Origin of the sequence: Xenorhabdus bovienii (assembly GCF_024721015.1) — a bacterium.
GTDB lineage: Bacteria > Pseudomonadota > Gammaproteobacteria > Enterobacterales > Enterobacteriaceae > Xenorhabdus > Xenorhabdus bovienii.
Genome location: NZ_JANAIF010000118.1, coordinates 1 through 6,006, shown reverse-complemented (window position 1 = coordinate 6,006; position 6,006 = coordinate 1). Strand labels below are relative to the sequence as shown.

Here is a 6,006-nt window from a genome sequence, read left to right as displayed (position 1 = left end):
AGGCATCGTAGCGATAATCCCACTGCTGGCCGCCCGGCGTCTGCACCCCGATAAGCTGGTTCTGGCTGTTCCACCTAAACTTGGTCAGTTGCGGACGGTGGCCTTCTTCCCACAACTGCATCGCGGTCATCCGCCCCGCATCATCATATTCAAACAGATGCTGACCCAGCTGTCTTAATCGGTGGCCTTTCTGGTAAAGCCGCTCCCCGTCAATCTCATTCAGGCCATCAAAACGGCGGGACGGGTAACCCGACGCATCATACTGATAATGCTCCCGCAAGCGATCCCGGTCACTGACCGAGGTGACCTGACCATTGCCGTTGATCACGTAACGCAGCCACTGCCGCTCATCATTCGCCGCCACCAGATTGAGCGCGGCATCGTAACGGTATTCCTTGTCCAGACCCGCCAGGGTGGGCTGCGGAATATCCGCCACTTCATGCGCCGCAAAAAACTCGGTATTGCGTCCGGCACGCTGAGCGGTCAGTTGCCCCATCAGGGAATGCTCCTGCCTCAGGATAAACCCTTTATCTGACTGCCGGTGCCATTCGTGTCCGTCTTCGTCCCGTTCAAGATCCAGTGTGTGCTCACCGTTAATGCTGAGGAGTCTGAGTTCACCGACGTTGTTGGCTTGTGTACTCGCCTGCCAGCAGCGGCCATCCGGCGCATGGAGCGTCCTTTCTTCGCTGTTGCTGTCCGGATAGGCACGCTGGATTTCCCCGTGTGGCTGGACTTCGTTGACAATACGGTCTTTATCGTCGTATTCAAATGTCAGCGGTTCACCGTCAGGTGCCGTCACTTCCAGCAGACGGCCGAGGATATCGTAACAATAAGTCGTGCTGCCTTCCGGTGTGTGCATCGCCGTCATGCGGCTTGCCGCATCGTATTCATAGCAAGTCACATGGCCCAGCGCATCGCGTTTTTCCATGCAGTTACCGTTGCCATCATAGGCATAATGCCACTGCGTGCCCGCATAATCGGTTTCCGTGATGACCCGGCCATCCGCATCCAGCGTGTAACCGTAGCTTTCCCCCTGCGGGTTAATCACGGCCAATAATTGCAGGCTGTCGAGGTCATAGCGATACTGCCAGCGGTGGCCCTCCCCATCTACACGGCCCACGGGCAAATCAAACGGCCCGTATTCAATGTGCCATTTTACGCCACGGGCATCCGTCCATTCCGTCAGGTTGCCATGGCGGTCATGACGAAAACGCTCCAGACTGTTATTCGGGCGGTCACTTAAAGACACCCGGTGATGACGGTCATACTCCCACAGCCACAACGCCCCGCCACCCGACGCGAGCCGCTGCAACCGGTCATGGCTGTCGTAACCCAGCCGCAGGCTGCGGTTTTCTTCATCAAACAGTTTGGTCAGCCGCTGATGGCCGTCATATTCCCACGTCCGTTTGCGCCCCTCGTCATCTTCGGCGGCAACCACTAAACCAAATTCGTTGCGGGTCAGGGTGGTCTTGCTGCCGTCCGGCGCGATAAAACACTCGGGATTGCCTTTATCATCATACTGCTGCCACCAGACACGGCCGAGCGGATCAGTCATGCTGATAAGCCGGTCTTCACCATCATAGTGATACTGCCACATCGCCCCATTGGCATCCGTAAAGGCGGTGACCAGTCCCGTATCCGCCAGATAATCCAGCGTCAACACCTGCCCTTCCGGCAAAATCTGCCGCTGCAGGTTGCCCCATTCATCGTACTCATAACGGGTGAGATGGCCGCACGGGGTTTCCACCTGTGTGACCTGCTGCTGATCATTGTAATGCCAGGTGGTGGTATGACCTTGCGGTGTGGTTGAACGGGTGATACCCGGTTCGTAAGTCAGATGAACCGGATAGAAGCCCCCACTGCCCACACTGTCCGTACAACGTCCTTGTGCATCATAAACATAATCCACGGCAGTCTGGTCACCATCTGACCAGCGCTTGATCAATCCCTGTTCATTGTATTCATAGAACAGGTGAAATTGCTGGGTACTGTCCGCCTCGGCCAGCCAGCCGTTATCGTGATAGCCGTAACGCGCCAGCATGTCATTCAGGCCATTGTCCGTCCGGCGAATTTCTTCCAGCAGGCCATCTTCACGATACAGCAGCACCAGTTCGGGACCGTCGCTGTGGGTCACTTTCACTAACTGGCCGGTGTCGCTGTAATGAAAACGCACCGCATTACCGTGGCGGTCACGGTGTTCGGTCAAATTCCAGTGCTGCGTATCCGCCTTCCCGGTGGGGGCAGGTAAGGTAAAATATTTGCGCACCGGATTATTGCGCTCCGTCAGCACATAACCTGTCGCTGCCCGGCTCAGGGTAAAGTCGGGGTGTTCAGGATTGACACAATGGTCATAACTGGCCGGCAGGGCAAAATGCAGCGATGCCCCTTCCGGGGTCAGGATTTCAACCCGGTCCCCGGTCACACTCACACATTCCGAGAAGCTGTCAGTCCAGTTTTCACCCAGTAATCCCCGCTGTCCCGGGAACCAGCTGCGCATAAACAGCAGCGGCACCGTCTGCCCCAGTGCAATATCCGTGCGTTGGTCAAACAGGGCGCCGGTCGTCACATCAATCGGGTCACCGGTAAAGAATCTTTTCGTGCTGGCCCAGTAACGCTTTAAGCCTTTGGTTTCCTTAAAGGCATTCTTGGCGCATTTCAGCGTTTTGCCCCACACGACATCCCCGACTTTTTGGGCCCCCTTGAGGGCACCTTTTAATACTGCCTGCCGGCCCGTCTTGGTCAACAGCTTTCCAAGGCCCTTTGCCAGCCCCCGCGACGGCGGCACGATAAACTCGACGGCTATCAGCAACGCCCGCTGCCAGCCGGAGAATTCTTCTTCAATTTTCAGGTACGTGCCCTGACCTGAGCCGATAAAGACCTTGCTCGCGCCGCCTTTGATGGCGGCACCACACACCAGTTTGTCGCCGACCCGCGCCGCAGGCTGACCGTTGATAAATACCGACTCACTGCCCTGAGCTATCAACGGGGGCGTCGGATGTTTACTGCACTTGGCGATGTCCACCGTCGCACGTGCTGCCGGTTTCCCTTCAATAATGACGTTACCAGAGCCACTGTCCAGCATCCCGTCCGGCGAGCCGAAGCTGTCTATGAAGTTCGTGACGGCAGAACTTGCCGCCGCGATGGCATCGCTGGCCAGATAGGTTAACCCGCTACCTGCAGCCGCAACAATGAGTGTTGCCCCCAACCCCCCGGTTCCGGCAACCAGTAACCCCACCGCACCAAAAATAGCCGCCCCAATCAGCGCACCGGCAACCGCTCCCATCAGGGCACCAAAGAAACTCTTATGCTGAATCGGGTCGCCTTTCCGTGCTGCCGCCGGCCCTCTGGCTCCTCCAGCGGGAGGCAGTAGCGGCCGGGCGTGGGTTGCCCCGACTCGCGCAATCCGGGTAATAATTTCGTCACCTAATCCCATATCAGCCTCCCACTATTCCGCCTGAAAACTGGTCACCACCGCCAGTAAGGCTTCCTGTTGTCCTGTATTAAACGGCTGTGGCGAGGTCAGGTTAAAGGCCAGCAACTGGCTGCCCCGGATTTGCAAGACCACTGTCTGGTGCATTTCCCCTTCCGGGCTTTGCCAGTGATAATCCAGCCGCCAGGCCAATTCGCCACTGAGTTCCATTTGCAACCGCTGATGCTCCTGATAGCCCGGCAGGTGAGTCACAAACTGAGTCAGTGTTTGCTCATAATAGGTATTGATATCGCTGCCCGCCGGCACCGGGGTGCGGTTAATCACCAGATTGACGCCACTGTCATCCGGCAGGACAAAAACATGCATGGATTCATCACGCCAGTTAGCGGGAATGGTCAGGGTGCCTTCGTTCATCTGGTAAGGGAGTGCGCTCATGGTATGTCCTTTTTGTTCTTTTTAAGGTTGTCATTCATTTAATTATTCAGCCCATGCTCAGTCAGGCTTACCGGGCTGACTTCATGTTGTTCTCAGGATATTCATCATCCTGTTGGGTATCAATTCAGGGTGATCACCTGTTGACCATTGATAATCACAGAAACCCCCGTAATATGGATGTTGCCGTCCTTGTCTATCGAAATACTGCCCTTGGTATTACCGATGTGGATACCGTCTTCAACAGACTGGACAGTGATTGCCCCCTTGACACTGAGCACACTCGTTTTTTCCACGGTCACTTGCCGTGTCCCAATGCTGCTCACTTCCATACCAATCACTTCCTTATGGCGGTCTTTGCGCACGGTGATAACTTGATTGTTGCCAACACTTTCCGTGTGGTCGTGGGTCACCCGGGTACTGCGGTCATTAAGTACCGTCGTGTCCATGTCCTTCTGCGCATGCAACGCCAGCTTTTCGCTGCCCTTCGCATCCTCAAACAGCAGTTCGTTATACCCCTCGCCCTTGTGGGTTTTGGAGCGGAACGCCATCTGGGTCTTGCTGCCCGGCAGCGCACCCGGCGGGATATTACTGGCGTGGTAAGTGCGCCCGGTCACAATCGGCTGGTCCGGGTCGCCGTGCAGGAAATCCACCACCACTTCCTGGCCGATGCGCGGTATCGCCAGCATGCCCCAGCCCTGGCCGGCCCACGGCTGGCTCACCCGTATCCAGCAGGAACTCTGGTCGTCGCTTTTTCCGTATCTGTCCCACGGGAACTGCAGCCGGATACGCCCGTACTGGTCACAGAAGATTTCTTCCCCGGCCGGCCCGACGACCTTGGCAATCTGCGGGCCGTCGATGGTGGGCTTGGGCCGCGGGGCTGGCCGCCAGTTTTGGTTGTGGCGGATGAAGCTGAACTGGCTGTGCAGCGTGGTACCGCTGTCGCCGCTGGCGGTTTCCCGCGCCTGCGGCTGGCTGCCCGTATGGCTGGCGCTGACCACCTGCCACGGCTGGTTGAGGTCGGCGCGCGGGTGGTTGTCCAGGGTAAACAGCTTTCCCGGCTGGACAGCGATGGCCTGCCCGCTGCCCTGCCCCGTCACCGCGTCGCTGCGCAGCGCTTCCAGCCGGTAGCGGGTAAAGGCTTCGCCGTGGGCTTCGTCCTTAAACCGCCCCGGGTAGTCGTAGTGCTCGTAATACCGCTGCTGCAGGGTGTCTTCCTTCATCTGCCGGCTGAACTCCGCCGGCCACGCCGGGTTTTTGAAGGTGTAGTCCTTGAGCTGCACCTGTGCCGGGCGCACCTGGGCGCTGCAGGTAAAGCTGCCCACCGACGGCACCCCCGTCGTGCTGCCTTCTCCCGGCTGGTACGGGACCACGATGCCCGGCGGCACGGAGCCGGCGTCATCGGCAAACACCAGCGTGTTCCGCCCGCTGCCGCATTCGAAGAAGTAGAAGATGCCCTCTTCCGCGGTCAGCCGTTGCAGGAAGGTAAAGTCGCTTTCCTGATATTGCACGCAGAATTCCCGCGCCGGGTGCGGATGGCGCAGACTGAACACCACGTCGCGGATACCGTGCTCTTTCAGGAGCATGGTGAGGATAGCGGCGATGTCCAGCTGCTGGAAGATACGCGAGTTCTGCCGCAGGGTGGTGCGCCACAAATCCGGATAGATACTCATCTGGTAGGTGGTCTGGTGCAAGCCGGTGTTGCCCTGCTCGAAACGGGCCACCATCCCGGTGATACTGCGCTGCTCGACGCCCTCCTGCAAAATGGTCAGGGTCGCGCTGCGGTCGAGCACCGCCGGAAAGTCAATCGCCGGGTCGGCGCTCGCCAGCCCGACCGTCAGGTGGAACGGCTGGGAAAACCCTTCGGTCAGCGAGAAATCGGTGACCACAAAAGTTTCCGGCGGCAGGCCGCCCGCGGTCAGGGTAAACTGCAGCCCGCTCGGGGCCGTGCCGCCCCCGCCGCCCAATAACTGGCTGGCTTTCTGCAGGACCTTGCTGGCCGCATGCTGGCCGCCCGCCGCCCGTTCAACCAGTCCCTGCCCGCCCGACGCAATGGAGCCGGCAATCCCCTGAATGGACGGCAGACGTGGGGTACCGGCACCGCCTAATCCCCCCAACACGCCCGCCGCCTGTTTTGCCATGTT

The 6,006-nt window shown here is 58.6% G+C and carries 3 protein-coding genes; all 3 read right to left on the bottom strand.

Annotated features, from left to right (window positions below; translation table 11 throughout):
* Nucleotides 1–3,433, bottom strand: a 3,433-nt coding sequence (locus NXS07_RS18235; RefSeq protein WP_258087344.1) for a PAAR domain-containing protein, incomplete at its 3' end; no start/stop codon positions are given.
* A 12-nt stretch (nt 3,434–3,445) separates the two neighbouring features.
* The gene (locus NXS07_RS18230; protein ID WP_038206734.1) at nt 3,446–3,865 is read right to left on the bottom strand and encodes a DUF1795 domain-containing protein; all 420 of its coding nucleotides are present in this window, start codon (nt 3,863–3,865) and stop codon (nt 3,446–3,448) included.
* Nucleotides 3,866–3,984: 119 nt separating this feature from the next.
* On the bottom strand, nt 3,985–6,003 hold the full coding sequence (locus NXS07_RS18225; protein WP_258087345.1) for a type VI secretion system Vgr family protein: 2,019 nt from the start codon (nt 6,001–6,003) through the stop codon (nt 3,985–3,987).
* Nucleotides 6,004–6,006: the final 3 nt, after the last annotated feature.